The sequence below is a fragment of the Leclercia sp. S52 genome, assembly GCF_039727615.1.
GTDB classification, from domain to species: Bacteria; Pseudomonadota; Gammaproteobacteria; order Enterobacterales; family Enterobacteriaceae; genus Enterobacter; species Enterobacter adecarboxylatus_B.
Genome location: NZ_CP152474.1, coordinates 3,379,126 through 3,395,364 on the forward strand (window position 1 = coordinate 3,379,126; position 16,239 = coordinate 3,395,364).

Consider the following 16,239-nt stretch of genomic DNA (forward strand, 5'->3'; position numbering starts at 1 on the left):
CCCATCATACCGGAATATCAGCCCGCCCGCTTCGCGGACAGCGCCACGTAGCGCTGCACGGAGGCACGCTGCCACTGGAAGTTTGCGTAATCCACCAGCTGCTGCGGCACGTCATCGCCATTGAGCACCAGACGGTTAAGCATCAGGGCCAGATCCGCATCGGCAATACACCACTCCCCGAACAGGTTTTGCTGGCCGTGGGCAAGCAGTGACGAGGCAGTATCGTAGAGCTGATGTGCCGCCCGCTGCGCGGTTTCGCTCAGGGCCGGTTTTTTCACCCCGGCAAACACCACGTCGGTAGAACGCTCCGTGCGGATTGGCACCAGGTCGCTGCGCAGCCACGCCTGGATCTGGCGCGCGCGGGCGCGTTTTTGCAGATCGAGGGGGTAGATCCGCTCCCACTCCGGCGGCGCAAAATGCTCCTCCAGGTATTCCGTAATGGCAGAAGACTCGCTGAGTTCGAAGCCGTCAATCTCCAGCACCGGCACGCGTCGGGTCAGGGCATAGCCTCGCCACTGCGGCTGCCGGTTCTCGCCCCGGCTGAGGTCAACGGTCTTCAGGGTAAAAGGCAGGCCTTTCTCGGCCAGCGCGACATACACGCTCATGACGTAAGGGGAGTAATAATCGGCATCTGACCACAGGGTAATCGCAGGTTGGCTCATAAAGTCCTCGTAACGCGTCGGGTGATGGGTATCTATCCAAAATATAACCTCCTGCCCCGGCTGTCACTTGATGAAAACTCACGATTTATCACCACCACCTATACTCGATCCTATGCCGCGATAATCGTTATGACAGGAGTTGCGATGATTGACCTTTACTACGCCCCTACCCCCAACGGGCATAAGATCACGCTTTTTCTGGAGGAGGCCCAGCTGGATTACCGCATCCTGCCGGTGGATATCAGTAAAGGCGAACAGTTTCGCCCTGAGTTTCTCGCCATTTCGCCCAACAATAAAATCCCGGCCATTGTTGATCATGAGCCGGAAGACGGTGGTGAGCCGCTGAGCCTGTTTGAGTCCGGCGAGATCCTGCTCTATCTGGCGGAAAAAACCGGCAAGATGATGAGCGGGGAGTTACGGGAACGCCACGTTACCCTGCAGTGGCTCTTCTGGCAGGTGGGCGGGCTGGGGCCGATGATCGGCCAGAACACCCACTTTAACCACTTTGCGCCGCAACCCATCCCCTACGCCATCGAACGCTTCCAGGTTGAGACGCAGCGGCTCTATAACGTGCTGAATAAGCGGCTGGAAAAATCGCCGTGGCTGGGAGGCGATCGCTACAGCATCGCGGATATCGCCTGCTGGCCGTGGGTCAATACCCATGAAAACCATCGCGTCGACCTGGCGTCGTGGCCTGCGGTGAATAACTGGTTTGAGCGCATTCGTACCCGTCCGGCAACCGAACGCGCAATGCAAAAAGCACAGCAGATATAAACGGTTTCCTCATGTATTATGGTGGCGATAATGACACGGAGGAAGCCTGCAATGTCCCAGCAAGACGCGATTATTCGTATTAAAAATTTACGCCTGCGCACCTACATCGGCATCAAAGAGGAGGAGCGCGCTAACCGTCAGGATATCGTGGTTAATGTGGTGATCCACTACCCGGCCGACAAGGCCCGGGACAGTGAGGATATCAATGACGCCCTGAACTACCGCACCGTCACCAAAAGCATCATTCAACATGTCGAGAGTAACCGCTTCTCTTTGCTGGAAAAATTAACTCAGGATGTGCTGGATATCGCACGCGAACATCACTGGGTCACCTATGCTGAAGTAGAGATCGATAAACTTCACGCGCTGCGCTATGCCGACTCCGTCTCAATGACGTTAAGCTGGCAACGCTAAGCGCAACCCCTGGAGGTTGTATGAAGATCCTGGTAACCGGCGGTACCGGCCTGATTGGCCGGCATCTGATCCCCCGCTTACAGACGTTGGGCCATGAGCTTACGGTGGTAACGCGCAGTCCCGAAAAGGCGCGTCAGGCACTCGGCTCGGGCATCGATATCTGGAAAGGGCTCACCGAGCATCAGGATCTCAACGGCTTTGACGCCGTCATCAATCTGGCGGGGGAACCCATCGCTGACAAGCGCTGGACCGAAGAACATAAGCAGCGGCTGTGCAACAGCCGCTGGACTATCACCCAGCGGCTGGTTGATATGTTCAAGGCCAGCGACACGCCGCCGTCGGTGTTTATCTCCGGTTCAGCATCGGGCTATTACGGCGATTTAGGCGAAGTGGTGGTCACCGAAGAGGAGCCGCCGCACAACGAATTTACCCATAAGCTGTGCGCACGCTGGGAGCAGATCGCCTGCGGGGCGCAGAGCGAGCAGACCCGCGTTTGCCTGCTGCGCACCGGCGTAGTGCTGGCACCGAAAGGCGGGATTCTGGCGAAGATGCTGCCGATGTTTAAGCTGGGTCTCGGCGGTCCGGTCGGCAATGGCCGTCAGTATCTGGCATGGATCCATATCGACGATATGGTGAATGGCATTCTCTGGCTGCTGGATAACGATCGGCGCGGTCCGTTCAATATGGTCTCCCCCTACCCGGTTCGCAACGAACAGTTCGCCCATGCCCTGGGGCATGCGGTGCATCGCCCTGCCGTGGTTCGCGCCCCGGCCACCGCTATCCGCCTGCTGATGGGAGAATCCTCCGTGCTGGTGCTGGGCGGTCAGCGCGCGCTGCCAAAACGTCTGGAGGCCTCCGGATTTGCCTTCCGGTGGTACGATTTAGAAGAGGCCCTGGGAGATGTGGTAGGTTAAGGCGTAATGATGACCACAATTACCACTCCCCGGCTGACGCTCTCCCCTTTTGAGCCCTCCGACTGGCCCTTTTTCCATACCCTGCGCGAATCTCCGGAGATCATGCGCTATATGGCCGCTATCGCTCCAGAGAAAGAGACCCGACGCCTGTTTGCCGCCCGCCTGACGACCCCGCACATCTTCGTCATTCGCACTCACGATAATGACACCCCGCTGGGGGATATTGGGCTGCAAATCAGCGCTAAGTATCCTGACGAGGCCGACATTGGCTATACGGTGATCCCTTCCGCGCAGGGCCGGGGCATTGCCAGCGAGGCGCTGCGTGCCGTCTGTGAATATGCATTTATTCGGGTAGGGGTAAAGGCGGTTAACGCGTACGTGCTGGCGGATAACGGCGGTTCGGTGCGGGTGTTAGAAAAAGCGGGCTTTGTGCGGACCCAGGTGCTGGAACAGGCGTATGAGATTAACGGCGTGCGGTATGACGACTGGGTATACCGGCTGGAGAATGGTGCGGCCTGATCCCCTCACCCTGACCCTCTCCCGAAGGGAGAGGGAACAAACATAAAAAACTACTTCAACGACCCTTTCAGGAACTGCTGTAAACGCGGGCTCTTCGGATTCGCCAGCACCTCATCCGGGTGCCCCTGCTCTTCGATCTTGCCCTGATGCAGGAAAATGACGTGGTTGGAGACGTTACGGGCGAAGCCCATCTCGTGGGTCACCACCACCATGGTTTTCCCCTCTTCGGCCAGCTGCTGCATGATACGCAGCACTTCGCCCACCAGCTCGGGATCGAGCGCAGAGGTCGGTTCGTCAAACAGCAGCACTTCCGGCTCCATCGCCAATGCACGGGCGATAGAGACACGCTGCTGCTGCCCCCCCGGAGAGATGCACCGGATATTTAATCTGCTGGCGCTCGTCGATACCCACTTTCGCCAGGTATTTCTCCGCACGGGCACGGGCTTCCTGCTTGCTTAAGCCCAGCACCTGCACCGGCGCTTCCATCACGTTCTCCAGCACCGTCATGTGGCTCCAGAGGTTGAAGTGCTGGAACACCATCGTCAGACGGGTACGCAACATCCGCAGCTGGTGCTTATCCGCCACCTTCAGCTGACCGTCTTTATCCTGCACCAGATTGATGTTCTCACCGCTGACCACAATCTTGCCGGCGCTCGGCTTTTCGAGGAAGTTGATGCAGCGCAGGAAGGTACTCTTACCCGACCCTGAGGAGCCGATAATACTGATCACATCGCCCGCATTTGCCTGCAGCGACACCCCTTTCAGCACTTCATGTTCGCCGTAGCGTTTGTGCAAATCGATAACGTTTAATTTGTTCTCAGCCATCTTAATTCTCAGTGCGTCGAAGAAGGTTTTATGTGCTGCAACCAGCGTTTTTCCGCTTTGCGGAACAGGCTAATCAGGACGTAAGAAATGATTAAATAGAGCACCGCCGCGATCCCGAAGGCGGTAAACGGCTGATAGGTTGCCGAGTTAATGTCGCGGGCAATCTTCAGCAGATCCGGCACGGTGGCGGTAAAGGCCAGCGCGGTGGAGTGCAGCATTAAAATCACTTCGTTGCTGTAGGCGGGCAGCGCAATGCGCAGCGCCGACGGCAGAATAATGCAGCGGTAGAGCTTCACGGAGGAGAAGCCATAGGCCCGCGCCGCCTCAATCTCGCCATAGGGAACGGAACGAATCGCCCCGGCAAAAATCTCGGTGGTATAGGCGCAGGTGTTCAGCGTCAACGCCAGCACGGTACAGTTCAGCCCGCTACGGAAGAACGCGTTCAGCATCTCGGTGCCTTTCACAATCTCGAGGGTGTACATCCCGGAGTAGAAGACCAGCAGCTGCACATAAAGCGGTGTACCGCGGAAAATATAGGTAAACAGCCAGATGGGAAAGCGAATGTATTTGTTGTTCGACACGCGGCCGATGGCGAGAAATATCGCCAGAATGCCGCCCATCACCACGGAAGAAATCAGCAGCCAGAGGGTGATCGCCACACCGGTAAAGCGGTATCCGTCGGTCCATAGCAGCGATTTCCAGTATTCCTGAATAATCTCGATCACAGGTCAGCCCTCTTCACACCCACGGAGTAGCGACGCTCGAGCAGCAGCAGCACACCATTGGAGACGGTGGTAAACACCAGATAAATCACCCCGCAGACGATGGCGAAGTAGAACGGTTCCCAGGTGCTTTTGCCCGCCAGCTGCGTGGCTTTCACCACATCTTCCAGCCCCAGTAACGAGACCAGCGCCGTCGCTTTGAGGATAACCTGCCAGTTGTTGCCGATGCCCGGCAGCGCAAAGCGCATCATGGCCGGAAACATAATACGGCGGAAGGTTTGAGAGGAGGTAAAACCGAACGCCGTAGCCGCTTCGATATGCCCTTTCGGCACGGCGAGATAGGCTCCGCGGAAGGTTTCAGTAAAGTAGGCACCGTAGATAAAGCCCAGGGTGATGATACCGGCCACCATAGGATCGATATCAATCTGCGCCATACCAATGGCATCCGTAATGCCGTTAAGGGCGATTTGCAGACCGTAGAAAATCAGCAGCATCAGCACCAGGTCTGGCACACCACGGATCAGGGTGGTATAGCCTTCAAACAGCAGAACCATGGCCCGGTTGGTCGAAAGCTTCGCGCCCGCGCCCGCCAGGCCTATTAACACCGCCAGCACCACCGAACTGAGAGCCAGTTCAAGGGTGACGAGTGCGCCTTGTAAAATTACGCCAGAAAATCCGTACAGCATACCGCCTGCCCTGTCGTGTCGTGAGTGGTGACGCCGTGTCTTTTCCCCTCCCGCAGCGGGAGGGGCCGCACGTTATTCAGCGGGGCGTTTAGCCACCGTAGACATCAAAGTCGAAGTATTTCTTCGCCATTTTTTCGTAAGTACCGTCCGCGCGCATCTCGGCAAAGGCCTTGTTCAGCGCTTCACGCAGTTCGTTGTCCTCTTTACGCAGCCCCATACCGGTGCCCACGCCGAAGAGTTTCTCGTCCTTGATGGACGGACCGCCGAACTTGTAATCTTTACCTACCGGCTGCTTCAGGAAGCCTTCGCTGGCAGCGACTTCGTCCTGGAAGGCGGCATCGATGCGGCCTGCGGTCAGGTCAGCGTAGATATTCTCCTGGCCCTGATAAGAGACGATCTCGATCCCTTTCGGTGCCCAGTGCTCGTTACCGAAGGTCTCCTGGGTAGTACCCTGCAGCACGCCCACGCGTTTACCTTTCAGTGACTCCAGGGTTGGCTGGATATCAGAGGATTTTGCGACCACCAGACGGGAATCCGCTGCATAAAGTTTGTCGGTGAAGGCAATCTCCTGCTGGCGTTTTTCAGTGATGGAGAGAGAAGACATGATGGCGTCGATTTTTTTCGCTTTCAGCGATGGGATCAGCGCATCCAGTGGGTTTTCAACGAAGGTACACTCAGTTTTGATACGTTTGCACAGCTCTTTCGCCAAATCGATATCAAATCCTACCAGTTCACCCTGCGCATTCTTCGATTCGAAGGGGGCATAAGTCGGGTCAGTACCAATACGAACTTTTTGCGGAATTGCTGCGAATGCCGCAGTAGCGCTGGAAAATGCCAGAGCCAGAGAAAGTGACAACACCAGTTTTTTCATATCTATCCTCAACAGACTGTCTTCTTACGGGATTTTAACGCCGACGGGGGTGCTCTTAATGTGCCACTAATCGCCGCGGCAAGGCAAAAGATTATGCCCCGCACGCGCGAAAAAGTGCATTGCGAGTGCTTAACTATTCACTTTATAACCAACCCGGCACAGGATTTGCACCGTTATGGTTCGCAATGACCACTGGCGCACCATAACAGTGAACCATTATGGTGCGCACCCGTCAGTAACGGTTAGTCGCCGTACACGTTGAAGTCGAAGTATTTCTTCGCCAGTTTGTCGTAGGTGCCGTCTTTACGCAGTTCGTTAAAGGCTTTATCAAACGCCGCTTTCAGCTCGGCATCGTCCTTACGCAGGCCGATACCGGTGCCGTCACCGAAGTACTTTTTGTCTTTTACAGACGGGCCGGCAAAGGCAAACTCTTTCCCTGCCGGTTGCTTCAGGAAGCCTTCGCTTGCCGCGACTTCATCCTGGAAAGCCGCATCCAGACGCCCTGCAGCCAGATCGGAATAGATCAAATCCTGGTTCTGGTAAGCCACCACGTCCACGCCCTTCTCACGCCAGTTGGCATTGGCAAAGCCTTCCTGGGTGGAGCCCTGCAGGACGCCGACGTGTTTGCCTTTCAGCGAGTCAATGGTCGGCTGCACAGGCGAGCCTTTCGCCGCAATCAGGCGGGAGTCCGCTGCGTACAGTTTTTCAGAGAAGGCGATCTCCTGCTGGCGTTTCTCGGTGATCGAGAGCGAAGAGATAATCGCGTCGATTTTCTTGGCTTTCAGGGAGGGGATCAGCGCATCAAAGTCGCTGCCCACCCAGGTGCATTTCACGGACATGCGTTTGCACATCTCATTCCCCAGGTCGATATCAAACCCGACAAATTCACCCTTCGCATCTTTCGATGAGAACGGCGCATAGGTCGCGTCGGTACCGATACGTACGGTCTGTGGGAGCGCCGCATAGCTGCTTGCCGCTGCGCTTAATCCCACCAGCAAAGACAGAGCCAGAACCGTCTTCTTCATACATTACCCTCAAGTGTCGTGATTTTATTATGTATTAGGTTGTGTTGTGTGTTGTTGCAGGCGATCCCTTGCAGGTCTTATGCCAGTTTGCGATTAGTGCAAAATTACGGCGTTAAATATGTTAACGAAAGGTTGCAAGATTGCCTTAATGGTGAAAGATAGCAGGTCTGCCAAACGAACCGCAGTGGGAAGAAAGGAAAAAAGGAATTAAATGTTGAGGATATGATCGCTGTTGCAGAATTGCCCTGAAACAGGGCACGTTGCGCTGACCTGCCCCAGGGCAGGACACCTTTGCCGTCAGACGCCCTGCCAGCGGGCAAAGAGATCGTCCGGCAGTTCAATGTCGAACTGGTCGAGAACCCGGTTCACGGTTTGATTTATGACGTCATCCAGACTCTGCGGGCGGTGATAAAACGCCGGCACCGGCGGCATGATCACCGCCCCCAGTTCCGCAGCCTGAGTCATCAGCCGCAGGTGGCCCAGATGGAGCGGAGTTTCACGCACGCAAAGCACCAGCGGGCGGCGCTCTTTCAGCACCACGTCGGCGGCGCGGGTCACCAGGGTATCGGTATAGCTGTTGACGATGCCGGAGAGGGTTTTGATGGAACAGGGCAGGATCACCATACCCGCGGTCTTAAACGACCCGGAGGAGATGCTGGCGGCGATATCGCGGGCATCATGCACCACATCGGCCAACGCCTGAACGTCGCGCAAGGAGTAATCGGTTTCGAGAGAGAGGGTCTGACGCGCGGCCTGGCTCATCACCAGATGGGTTTCAACGTCAGCGACGTCGCGTAATACCTGCAGCAAACGGACACCGTAAATCGCGCCGCTGGCCCCTGAGATCCCTACTATCAATCGTTTCATGATTATCGCCCTTGCTGTAACTGGGCAGACTTTGCAGGATTTTGGCGGGAGTTGCAAGCGAGGGCGGACGCCCTCGCCTGTGATAACGATTAACCTTCGTTGTGCATCTCTAAGCTTTCGAGATCGTTCGCCATCTGCACGGCTTTCGCATCGTCGTTACGCAGAGAGTCGAGGTAGTCGAGATACTTCTGGTCCACATCTTTGGTGACGTAGATACCGTTGAACACCGAGCACTCGAACTGCTGGATATCCGGGTTCTCAGCGCGCACCGCGTCGATCAGATCGTTCAGATCCTGGAAAATCAGGCCGTCGGCGCCGATGATCTGGCGGATCTCGTCCACTTCACGACCGTGAGCGATCAGCTCGTTGGCGGTCGGCATGTCGATACCGTAGACGTTCGGGAAGCGAATCTCCGGTGCCGCAGAGGCCAGATAGACCTTCTTCGCACCCGCTTCACGGGCCATCTCGATAATCTGCTCTGAAGTGGTGCCACGCACGATGGAGTCATCCACCAGCAGCACGTTCTTATCGCGGAACTCAGCGCGGTTGGCATTCAGCTTGCGGCGCACCGATTTACGGCGCAGCTGCTGGCCTGGCATGATAAAGGTACGGCCAACGTAGCGGTTTTTCACAAAGCCCTGGCGATACGGTTTACCCAGGATGCGCGCCATCTCCAGTGCGATATCGCAGGAGGTTTCCGGGATCGGGATGACCACGTCGATATCCAGATCTTCCCACTCGCGGGCAATCTTCTCGCCGAGCTTGGTGCCCATATTCACACGGGCGCTGTAGACGGAGATCTTGTCGATGAAGGAGTCCGGACGGGCAAAGTAGACGTATTCGAACAGGCACGGGTTGCTGACCGGGTTTTCCGCACACTGACGGGTAAACAGCTGGCCTTTTTCGGTGATGTAAACCGCTTCGCCCGGGGCAACGTCACGCAGGAACTCAAAGCCCAGCGTATCCAAAGCCACGCTTTCGGAGGCCACCATATACTCGGTGCGGCCATCGCCAATGTCGCGTTTACCCAGCACCAGCGGGCGGATCCCGTTTGGATCGCGGAACGCGACCATACCGTGGCCGATAATCATCGCAACGCAGGCATAAGCCCCGCGAATCAGACGGTTAGTGGCCGCCACGGCAGCAAAAATGTTGTCGGCTTCCAGCGGATAGTGACGGAAGTTATCCAGTTCGCTGGCAAAGATGTTAAGTAGAATTTCAGAGTCTGAAGTGGTGTTAATGTGGCGACGCTTCTCTTCAAACAGCTTTTTACGCAACTCGTGGGCGTTGGTCAGGTTGCCGTTGTGGGCAAGCGTGATGCCATACGGGGAGTTAACGTAGAAAGGCTGCGCTTCAGAGGCGCTGGAACTGCCTGCGGTAGGGTAACGAACGTGACCAATACCCATGTTACCCTGCAGACGCTGCATATGGCGGGCTTCAAACACATCGTTTACCAGGCCGTTGGCCTTACGTAAACGGAAGCAGTTGTGTGCATCAATGGTGATGATACCCGCAGCATCCTGCCCACGGTGCTGAAGCACCGATAATGCGTCATAAATAGACTGGTTTACCGGCATGAAACCGGCGATACCGACAATACCGCACATTCGTCATTTCCTCGTTAAGCCACATCTCAGGGTTTATGCCCTGGGCAAAAAACTCGACGAGCTTTGCAGATAGTCAAAGAACCATCTGATGATGAAGCTGAACTGCGGGATCAGCTGCGATTTCTGCCAGTCTTCACTTTTTGAGAACCCGGTAAAGGTATCAAGGAAGAACAGTATCGCGGCGACAATCAATACCCCTCGCAAGGCACCGAAACAGATCCCAAGCACCCTGTCCGTTCCTGACAAACCGGTTTTCTCAACCAGCTGGCCAATCACGAAGTTAACAATGGCGCCAACTATCAGCGTCGCGATAAACAGCACCGCGATGGCGATTCCGTTTCGGACCAGTTCATCTTCAAAGCCCGTGAACCAGACAGACAGGTAAGTGTAGTAATGACTGGCAACAAAGAAGGCACAGCCCCAGGTTACCAGCGATAACGCTTCACGAACAAAGCCACGGATCAGGCTAACCAGACAGGAAAAACCTATCACCGCAATGATGGCGTAATCAATCCAGACCATATACGTCCCACGATTAAACGCCCTGTCATCCAGTTCGGGGCGAATTCTAACAGAAAAAGAAAACGTTTGCGTAGGGATTTCCTTCCCGCGCGTAAATAAAAAAAGCGCTGAAAAAATATTCAGCGCCCCAGGCGGGTTACCTTCTCAGGCAATCTGCTGCGCCTGTTTTTTAATCAGAGAAAAACTCAGTTCACGCTGTAGTTCATCACCACGCCGCTCAGACCGGAGAGTTGATTCAGCTCCCCAAGCGACCCCTTCAGCTTATCTCTCGATGCATCCGGGCCGACGAGAATACGGGTGATTTTACCCTGTACTGGCGTGGAAGGTGAAGTGTAAACGCGATACCCCGCGCCCCGCAGTTTGGCCACCACCTCGTTGACCTTGTCGGCATTTTTCAACGCGCCGAGCTGCACAACGTAGGCTTTACCGGTCGGGACCGGTTTCTCTTCTGCTGCCGGTTTGGCCGGTGGGGTTTCCGTAGCCGCCGCCAGCTGCTGGCTGGTGTTATCGCGCTGCGGTTTCGGCTGCGGTTTCTCAACCGGCTTCGGTTTCTGCACCGGTTTCGGCGCATACTGCTCGACCGGTGCCGAATCCAGTTCGTTATTGTTACCGGCCGCCAGACGCGACGGATCTAAGGATGGTGCTGCGGCATCGCCCGCCCGCACCTCTTCCGCCGCTCCTTCAGGCGGTTGAGCAGGCAGTGCCTGCGTCGCCGCCGGCAGCATGTCCGGCTCATCCCGGTCGCCCGGTTTCGGTACCAGCGGGATCGCCGCAAACTCATCCTGATAATGCTTTTTCTGTCCATCAAGCAGCCCGGGGAGGATAATCACCCCCAGCGCCACCAGCACAATGGTGCCTGCTAAACGGTTCTGAAACTTACTTGCCACCGGTTCTCCCCGCATCCATTACGTCCATGACATGTGCCACCGTGTGGAAGGATCCACACACCAGCACGGTATCTTCTGGTCTGGCATCCGCCATTGCCGCGCGCCACGCCTGCTCTACGCTGGCAAAAGTCTGGCCCTGCCCGAGGTGTTCCATCAGCTGTTCGGCCGTTGCCCCGCGCGGGCCTTCCAGAGGTGCACAATACCAGCTATCGACCACACTCTCCATGCAGGCCAGCGTGCCGCCAATATCTTTATCATGAAGCATACCGATAACCGCCAGCACGCGCCCGGTTTTTGGCAATGTTTTGAGACGTCCGGCGAGCCAGGCTGCGGCATGAGGGTTGTGCGCCACATCCAGAATCAGACGCGGCGATTCGCTCACAATCTGGAAACGCCCGGCGAGGATCGCCTGCTGAATGCCATCGCGGATGGCCTGCTCGTTCACCGCCAGACCGCTGGCACGCAGTGCGGCCAATGCCGTTGCGGCGTTCGGCTGCGGCACCTGCGGCAGCGGCAGGTTTTCCAGCGCGCCTCTGGCATCTTCAAAACGCCAGTCGCTCTGTGTCACGCTGTAGCGCCAGTCGACGTCGCGACGCTGCAACAGCGCCCCTTTCTCCTGGGCCACGTCAGCGATGGTGTGCGGCATCTCAGGCTCACCGACAATCGCCGGTTTCCCCGCGCGGAAAATACCGGCTTTTTCACGGCCAATGCTTTCACGATCGGGCCCCAGCCAGTCGGTATGATCCAGCGCGATGCTGGTCACCACCGCCACGTCCGGATCCACGATATTGGTAGCGTCCAGACGCCCGCCTAACCCGACCTCGAGGATCACCACGTCCAGCTGCGCCTGCTTAAACAGCCACAGCGCCGACAGCGTGCCATATTCAAAATAGGTCAGCGACGTGTCGCCGCGCGCGGCTTCGATTTCTGCGAAGGAGGCAGTGTGTGCCGATTCGGCTAACTCGGCGTTTTGCACCCGCACGCGCTCGGTGTAGCGCACCAGATGCGGTGAGCTGTAGACGCCCACTTTGTAGCCCGCCGCCATCAGCATGGACTCCAGCGTGCGGCAGGTGGTGCCTTTGCCATTGGTGCCCGCGACGGTGAAGACAAAGGGAGCCGGTTTCAGAACGTCAAGGCGCGCCGCTACCTGGCTGACGCGCTCAAGTCCCATGTCGATGGCTTTACTGTGCAGGTTTTCCAGATAAGAAAGCCACGCGGCCAGAGGCGACGTGGCTTGGGGAAGAGTGATATTTTCCATGTTGCGCGCTTTTCAGTTACGGTTAGAAAGCAAAAGGGCAGCGCCATTGGCCCTGCCCTTTTCAGTTATCAGGCCTCGGGTTCCTGATCCGGTACCACCACGCCTTCGCGCGGCTCATCCGGGCTCGGCGACGGCAGATTCATCAGCTTCGCCAGGATGCTGGCCAGTTTCAGGCGCATCTCCGGACGGCGAACGATCATGTCGATAGCGCCTTTCTCGATAAGGAACTCACTGCGCTGGAAGCCCGGCGGCAGTTTCTCACGTACCGTTTGTTCGATAACGCGCGGGCCGGCAAAGCCGATCAGCGCTTTCGGTTCAGCGATGTTCAGATCGCCCAGCATCGCGAAGCTCGCCGATACGCCGCCCATGGTCGGGTCGGTCAGTACGGAGATGTACGGCAGACCGCGCTCCTGCATTTTCGCCAACGCTGCGGAGGTTTTTGCCATCTGCATCAGCGACATCAGCGCTTCCTGCATACGGGCACCACCGGAGGCGGAGAAGCAGATCAGCGGACAGTTGTCTTCCAGCGCCTGCTCAACCGCACGCACAAAGCGCGCGCCAACCACGGAACCCATTGAGCCGCCCATAAAGGAGAACTCAAACGCCGCTGCGACAACCGGCATCTCGTGCAGGGTGCCTTTCATCACCACCATGGCGTCTTTCTCGCCGGTCTCTTTCTGTGCAGAGGCCAGACGGTCTTTGTATTTCTTGGAGTCGCGGAACTTCAGCACATCTTTCGGCTCAAGCTCGCTGCCCAGTTCAACCAGAGAACCTTCATCCAGCAGGCTATGCAGGCGGTTACGCGCCGACATACGCATGTGGTGATCGCACTTCGGACAAACTTCCAGATTACGCTCCAGCTCGGCGCGGTACAGGACCTGGCCACAGCTGTCACATTTGGTCCACACCCCTTCAGGAATACTCGCTTTGCGGGTTGGGGTGATATTACTTTTAATTCGTTCAATCCAGCTCATTGATAACCTTTCTGCCTGAACCAGGTTTGCTGCAAGGGGCGCATAATGCCATTTTTGCCCCCGACAGACCATGAATGTTGCACATTAAAACATAACAGCCCGAAACTTTGGATAAAAAAGTGGTCGAACCGCAGTCGTGCTTTTATTTTGCTTGTTTTGCCGCCGCGCGCCGGTGACGAATAATTTCGATTACACCCGGCAGAATGGAGACCACAATAATCCCTACGATCAGTAACTTGAGGTTTTCCTGAATCATAGGAATGGTCCCGAAGAAATAGCCCGCGTAGGTAAAGCTGAGTACCCACAGCAGCGCACCCGTAACGTTATAGAGCGCGAACTGACGGTACGACATATGACCCATCCCCGCAACAAAGGGGGCAAAGGTTCTGACGATCGGCACAAAGCGGGCGAGAATAATGGTTTTACCGCCGTGTTTCTCATAAAACGCATGGGTTTTATCAAGATAGCTGCGACGGAAAATCTTCGAGTCCGGATTACTGAATAACCGATCGCCAAACAGCCGCCCTATAGTGTAGTTCACCGCATCGCCAAGGATCGCGGCGATAAGCATCAGAACCACCATCAGGTGAACGTTGATGTCGTTGGTTTCCAGAGAGGCCAGCGCCCCCGCCACGAACAGCAGCGAATCACCCGGTAAGAACGGGGTGACGACCAGTCCGGTTTCACAAAACAGGATCAGGAACAGAATGGCATAGACCCAGACGCCATAATCAGCGACCAGCTCTGCCAGGTGAACATCAATATGCAGAATGAAATCAATAACAAAGCGAATAAAATCCATATTGTCTAAACCTTTATTGCACGGCTATCAGTCCGCTAAAAACAGCGGGCCCATTGGCGGTTTCGGAAGGTCAAAACGATCCGGGTAATCGACCGAGACCAGATACAGCCCTTCCGCTTTCGCCGTTGCTGCTGCCAGGGTTCTGTCCTTTGCTGCCAGCAACTCTGCAATCCAGCTCTCCGGCTGGTGTCCGGCGCCCACTTCCATCAGGCTGCCAACAATATTCCGCACCATATGATGTACAAAGGCGTTGGCCTTGATATCCACCACCACATACGCCCCATAACGGCTGACGTTAATGTGCATCACGTTGCGCCACGGGGTACGCGACTGGCACTGTACCGCGCGAAACGAGGTAAAGTCGTTTTCGCCAATCAGCGCCTGCGCCGCACGATGCATGCGATCGGCATCCAGAGGCTCGTAAAAATGCGTTACGCCCTGGCCTAACACGGCCGGACGCAGACGCTGGTTATAGATGATATAGCGGTAGCGGCGCGCGGTGGCGCTGAAGCGCGCGTGAAAATCATCCGGCACAGTTTTGACCCAACGCACGGCGATGTCACCAGGCAAATTCGCATTTACCCCCAGCGTCCAGGCCGCGTCTTTACGCACCGCGGTAGTTTCAAAGTGAACCACCTGCCCCGTACCGTGGACACCGGCGTCGGTACGCCCCGCGCACAGGACATTGATGGGCTCATTCGCCACCTGAGAGAGCGCTTTCTCCAGTTTTTCCTGGACGCTGCGCACCTCGTTCTGACGCTGCCAGCCATAATATTTACTGCCATCGTACTCAATCCCGAGGGCAATTCTATGGACCGGCTTTTGTTCCACTTCTGACATCAGTACAGATACTCCTGCACCAGTTTCTCGGCGATTTTCACCGCCATCAGCGCGCCGCCAAAACGAACGTTATCGGCAACCGACCAGAACTGGATCTGCTCCGGCATGCCGTAATCGTTGCGTACGCAGCCGATGGAGAGGCGGGCGTTGCCCGTTGCGTCACCGACCTGGGTCGGGAATTCGCTCTCTTCAGACAGCTCAATGTCCTCGCCGCGGCCAAAGGCGTCGCGCGCCTCTTCCGCCGCCAGAGGGCGCATGGCTTCGAAGCTCACCATCTGGGCGTGACCGTAAAACACCGGCGACTGCACGCAGTTGGCGGAGATCATCAGTCCCTCATCCTGCAGGATCTTGCGGACCTGATCGACAAGCTGGCGCTCTTCACGCACGCTGCCTTCGCGATCCGGCAGCAGCGGCAGCATGTTGAAGGCCAGCTGACGGCCAAAGAAGTCCTCTTCATCCACCGGAATACCGTTCAGCAGCTTGGCGCTCTGCCCGGCCAGCGCATCCACCGCTTTTTTACCGTGAGCGGAGGCCGACAGCAGGCTGGTGACGGTGATACGGGATAAGCCGCCATCATCGATCAGCGGTTTCAGGGCGGTCAGCAGCTGGCTGGTCAGGCTGTCCGGGACGGCAATCAGGTTACGGTTGCGGTAGTCGGCCAGCACGAACGGGTTGACGTCCGGCACTACCAGCGGCACGTCCGGCTCAAGGGCGAACAGGCCGCTTGAATCAATCACCAGACAGCCTGCGTTGGTGGCCTCTTCGATATAAGTTGCGGAGGCTTCAGCACCGGCGACGAAAAAGGCCAGCTGCGCCTGGGTCCAGTCGAATTCAGCCGCGTCCTGAACGCGTACCGATTTGCCCTCATAACGCAGATGCTCACCTGCGCTCTCATTACGCGCCAGGGCAAAGATCTCCCCCACCGGGAACTGACGCTCGGCAAGGGTTTCGAGCAGGGCTTCGCCCACGGCGCCCGTTGCGCCCAGTATGGCAATGTTCCAGCCTTCAGACATGGTGGTTTACTCCAGAAATAAAAAAGCGTCCCCGGCGGGTTATCCGCCAGGGAGCAT

General features: G+C 56.7%; 18 protein-coding genes and 1 pseudogene. 4 read left to right on the forward strand and 15 right to left on the reverse strand.

Translation table 11 applies throughout. The features are described from left to right. Positions 1–17: 17 nt before the first annotated feature. Positions 18–662: a glutathione transferase gene (gene yfcF / locus AAHB66_RS16220; RefSeq protein ID WP_347113603.1), complete on the reverse strand. Its 645-nt coding sequence runs from the start codon at positions 660–662 to the stop codon at positions 18–20. Between the two features lie 144 nt (positions 663–806). On the opposite strand from yfcF, the gene yfcG reads away from it, so the two are divergent. The 4 genes from yfcG to AAHB66_RS16240 are packed head-to-tail and all read left to right on the forward strand — an operon-like array spanning position 807 to position 3,283. Further along, complete coding sequence (gene yfcG / locus AAHB66_RS16225) at positions 807–1,436, forward strand: GSH-dependent disulfide bond oxidoreductase (protein WP_347113604.1); 630 nt, start codon at positions 807–809, stop codon at positions 1,434–1,436. Positions 1,437–1,487: 51 nt separating this feature from the next. Beyond that, positions 1,488–1,850 carry a dihydroneopterin triphosphate 2'-epimerase gene (folX, locus tag AAHB66_RS16230; protein WP_142486563.1) on the forward strand — a complete coding sequence of 121 codons (363 nt, stop codon included), beginning with the start codon at positions 1,488–1,490 and terminating at the stop codon, positions 1,848–1,850. 20 nt (positions 1,851–1,870) lie between these two features. Next, the gene (locus AAHB66_RS16235) at positions 1,871–2,764 is read left to right on the forward strand and encodes a TIGR01777 family oxidoreductase (protein WP_347113605.1); all 894 of its coding nucleotides are present in this window, start codon (positions 1,871–1,873) and stop codon (positions 2,762–2,764) included. A 9-nt stretch (positions 2,765–2,773) separates the two neighbouring features. Beyond that, positions 2,774–3,283: a GNAT family N-acetyltransferase gene (locus tag AAHB66_RS16240; protein WP_347113606.1), complete on the forward strand. Its 510-nt coding sequence runs from the start codon at positions 2,774–2,776 to the stop codon at positions 3,281–3,283. A 50-nt stretch (positions 3,284–3,333) separates the two neighbouring features. Here AAHB66_RS16240 and hisP read toward each other — a convergent pair. The 14 genes and pseudogenes from hisP to AAHB66_RS16310 all read right to left on the reverse strand — a co-directional run bounded on the left by hisP (position 3,334) and on the right by AAHB66_RS16310 (position 16,182). After that, a pseudogene (gene hisP, locus AAHB66_RS16245) lies at positions 3,334–4,108 on the reverse strand (histidine ABC transporter ATP-binding protein HisP). Positions 4,109–4,116: 8 nt separating this feature from the next. Then, positions 4,117–4,833, reverse strand: coding sequence for an ABC transporter permease (locus tag AAHB66_RS16250; RefSeq protein WP_337014187.1), 717 nt, complete (start codon positions 4,831–4,833; stop codon positions 4,117–4,119). After that, complete coding sequence (locus AAHB66_RS16255) at positions 4,830–5,516, reverse strand: histidine ABC transporter permease HisQ (protein ID WP_333848759.1); 687 nt, start codon at positions 5,514–5,516, stop codon at positions 4,830–4,832. The genes AAHB66_RS16250 and AAHB66_RS16255 overlap by 4 nt, the downstream gene beginning before the upstream one ends. 88 nt (positions 5,517–5,604) lie before the next feature. Then, positions 5,605–6,387 (reverse strand): histidine ABC transporter substrate-binding protein HisJ, encoded by a 783-nt coding sequence (gene hisJ / locus AAHB66_RS16260; RefSeq protein WP_142486567.1) that lies wholly within the window; start codon positions 6,385–6,387, stop codon positions 5,605–5,607. A gap of 242 nt (positions 6,388–6,629) precedes the next feature. After that, positions 6,630–7,412 (reverse strand): lysine/arginine/ornithine ABC transporter substrate-binding protein ArgT, encoded by a 783-nt coding sequence (gene argT / locus AAHB66_RS16265; RefSeq protein ID WP_347113607.1) that lies wholly within the window; start codon positions 7,410–7,412, stop codon positions 6,630–6,632. A gap of 297 nt (positions 7,413–7,709) precedes the next feature. Continuing rightward, complete coding sequence (locus AAHB66_RS16270; protein WP_347113608.1) at positions 7,710–8,279, reverse strand: UbiX family flavin prenyltransferase; 570 nt, start codon at positions 8,277–8,279, stop codon at positions 7,710–7,712. Positions 8,280–8,368: 89 nt separating this feature from the next. Continuing rightward, positions 8,369–9,886 carry an amidophosphoribosyltransferase gene (gene purF, locus AAHB66_RS16275; RefSeq protein ID WP_142486570.1) on the reverse strand — a complete coding sequence of 506 codons (1,518 nt, stop codon included), beginning with the start codon at positions 9,884–9,886 and terminating at the stop codon, positions 8,369–8,371. A 33-nt stretch (positions 9,887–9,919) separates the two neighbouring features. Next, positions 9,920–10,408 carry a colicin V production protein gene (gene cvpA, locus AAHB66_RS16280; RefSeq protein ID WP_333848754.1) on the reverse strand — a complete coding sequence of 163 codons (489 nt, stop codon included), beginning with the start codon at positions 10,406–10,408 and terminating at the stop codon, positions 9,920–9,922. Between the two features lie 185 nt (positions 10,409–10,593). Further along, the gene (gene dedD / locus AAHB66_RS16285; protein ID WP_347113609.1) at positions 10,594–11,295 is read right to left on the reverse strand and encodes a cell division protein DedD; all 702 of its coding nucleotides are present in this window, start codon (positions 11,293–11,295) and stop codon (positions 10,594–10,596) included. Then, a complete protein-coding gene (gene folC / locus AAHB66_RS16290) occupies positions 11,285–12,553 on the reverse strand; it encodes a bifunctional tetrahydrofolate synthase/dihydrofolate synthase (protein WP_347113610.1) in 1,269 nt (422 codons plus the stop codon). Before folC ends, dedD begins: the two co-directional genes overlap by 11 nt. Before the next feature lie 68 nt (positions 12,554–12,621). Further along, complete coding sequence (gene accD, locus AAHB66_RS16295) at positions 12,622–13,527, reverse strand: acetyl-CoA carboxylase, carboxyltransferase subunit beta (protein ID WP_347113611.1); 906 nt, start codon at positions 13,525–13,527, stop codon at positions 12,622–12,624. Positions 13,528–13,669: 142 nt separating this feature from the next. Beyond that, positions 13,670–14,329: a DedA family protein gene (locus tag AAHB66_RS16300; protein ID WP_347113612.1), complete on the reverse strand. Its 660-nt coding sequence runs from the start codon at positions 14,327–14,329 to the stop codon at positions 13,670–13,672. A 27-nt stretch (positions 14,330–14,356) separates the two neighbouring features. After that, positions 14,357–15,169, reverse strand: a complete 813-nt coding sequence (gene truA / locus AAHB66_RS16305) for a tRNA pseudouridine(38-40) synthase TruA (RefSeq protein ID WP_347113613.1) — start codon at positions 15,167–15,169, stop codon at positions 14,357–14,359. Then, positions 15,169–16,182 carry an aspartate-semialdehyde dehydrogenase gene (locus AAHB66_RS16310; protein WP_347113614.1) on the reverse strand — a complete coding sequence of 338 codons (1,014 nt, stop codon included), beginning with the start codon at positions 16,180–16,182 and terminating at the stop codon, positions 15,169–15,171. Before AAHB66_RS16310 ends, truA begins: the two co-directional genes overlap by 1 nt. Positions 16,183–16,239: the final 57 nt, after the last annotated feature.

What these genes read in the sequence shown, in the direction of transcription:
- yfcF (WP_347113603.1), bottom strand. Translation starts at nt 662, where the DNA reads ATGAGCCAACCTGCGATTACCCTGTGGTCAGATGCCGATTATTACTCC.
- yfcG (WP_347113604.1), top strand. Translation starts at nt 807, where the DNA reads ATGATTGACCTTTACTACGCCCCTACCCCCAACGGGCATAAGATCACG.
- folX (WP_142486563.1), top strand. Translation starts at nt 1,488, where the DNA reads ATGTCCCAGCAAGACGCGATTATTCGTATTAAAAATTTACGCCTGCGC.
- AAHB66_RS16235 (WP_347113605.1), top strand. Translation starts at nt 1,871, where the DNA reads ATGAAGATCCTGGTAACCGGCGGTACCGGCCTGATTGGCCGGCATCTG.
- AAHB66_RS16240 (WP_347113606.1), top strand. Translation starts at nt 2,774, where the DNA reads ATGACCACAATTACCACTCCCCGGCTGACGCTCTCCCCTTTTGAGCCC.
- AAHB66_RS16255 (WP_333848759.1), bottom strand. Translation starts at nt 5,516, where the DNA reads ATGCTGTACGGATTTTCTGGCGTAATTTTACAAGGCGCACTCGTCACC.
- hisJ (WP_142486567.1), bottom strand. Translation starts at nt 6,387, where the DNA reads ATGAAAAAACTGGTGTTGTCACTTTCTCTGGCTCTGGCATTTTCCAGC.
- argT (WP_347113607.1), bottom strand. Translation starts at nt 7,412, where the DNA reads ATGAAGAAGACGGTTCTGGCTCTGTCTTTGCTGGTGGGATTAAGCGCA.
- AAHB66_RS16270 (WP_347113608.1), bottom strand. Translation starts at nt 8,279, where the DNA reads ATGAAACGATTGATAGTAGGGATCTCAGGGGCCAGCGGCGCGATTTAC.
- purF (WP_142486570.1), bottom strand. Translation starts at nt 9,886, where the DNA reads ATGTGCGGTATTGTCGGTATCGCCGGTTTCATGCCGGTAAACCAGTCT.
- cvpA (WP_333848754.1), bottom strand. Translation starts at nt 10,408, where the DNA reads ATGGTCTGGATTGATTACGCCATCATTGCGGTGATAGGTTTTTCCTGT.
- folC (WP_347113610.1), bottom strand. Translation starts at nt 12,553, where the DNA reads ATGGAAAATATCACTCTTCCCCAAGCCACGTCGCCTCTGGCCGCGTGG.
- accD (WP_347113611.1), bottom strand. Translation starts at nt 13,527, where the DNA reads ATGAGCTGGATTGAACGAATTAAAAGTAATATCACCCCAACCCGCAAA.
- AAHB66_RS16300 (WP_347113612.1), bottom strand. Translation starts at nt 14,329, where the DNA reads ATGGATTTTATTCGCTTTGTTATTGATTTCATTCTGCATATTGATGTT.
- truA (WP_347113613.1), bottom strand. Translation starts at nt 15,169, where the DNA reads ATGTCAGAAGTGGAACAAAAGCCGGTCCATAGAATTGCCCTCGGGATT.
- AAHB66_RS16310 (WP_347113614.1), bottom strand. Translation starts at nt 16,182, where the DNA reads ATGTCTGAAGGCTGGAACATTGCCATACTGGGCGCAACGGGCGCCGTG.